Source organism: Rahnella sp. GSA61A (genome assembly GCF_019969905.1).
In the GTDB taxonomy this organism is placed as follows: domain Bacteria; phylum Pseudomonadota; class Gammaproteobacteria; order Enterobacterales; family Enterobacteriaceae; genus Rahnella; species Rahnella aceris.
The window spans coordinates 1-691 of sequence record NZ_JAHXYO010000054.1 but is presented as its reverse complement, the minus strand read 5'-3'; the positions used below and the strand labels follow the sequence as shown (position 1 = coordinate 691).

The following is a 691-nucleotide window of genomic DNA, read 5'->3' as shown; positions in this document are numbered from 1 at the left end:
CTGCTACATGACTGGCATAATGCGGGCGAAAATCGCCACTGGCTGACGCCGCTGAAAAAGAACACGCAGTACGAGGTGGTGTGTAAGCTCGGCAAACAGGACGAGCTGATACGGCTGAAAACGTCACCGCAGGCCAGAAAACAGTGGGAAGGACTGCCGGAAGAAATGACCGTGCGGCTTATCCGCCGGAAGGTCAATGGCGTTGAACGGCAGGTTCTGACGTCAATGACGGATGCGATGCGTTATCCGGCCGCCAGCGTGGCGGAGCTTTATAAGCATCGCTGGGAAATCGAGTTAGGATACCGGGAGACGAAGCAGTTTTTACTGGGGAACCGGTGGGCGCTGAGAAGCAAACTGCCGGAAATGGTGAGGCAGGAACTGTGGGGTATCCTGCTGAGTTATAACCTAATTCGTTACCAGATGATCAAGATGGCGTTCAGCCTGAAGGGAGATTATCTGCCTTATCAGCTGAGTTTTAGCGGTGCAGTGTCGGAGATATTACGGTTGTTAATCGGGCTGCCGTGGGCATCAGCGGGAGCCATCCCGGGTCATCTGAAGCATTTTTACAGCAACGCAGCGATGCTAAAACTGCCCTCGAGACGTGAGCGTGAATATGTCAGGGAAGTGAGAGAAAAAAGGTCGAAATATCCCTTAAAAAACAATGCCGGTCACCTTAAGTGACCGGCATTAG

General features: G+C 52.7%; 1 pseudogene. It reads left to right on the top strand.

Going from position 1 to position 691, the window contains the following annotated elements:
• Positions 1 to 681, top strand: a pseudogene (locus tag LC431_RS26185) (IS4-like element IS1271 family transposase); the annotation flags it as partial.
• Positions 682 to 691 lie beyond the last annotated feature (10 nt).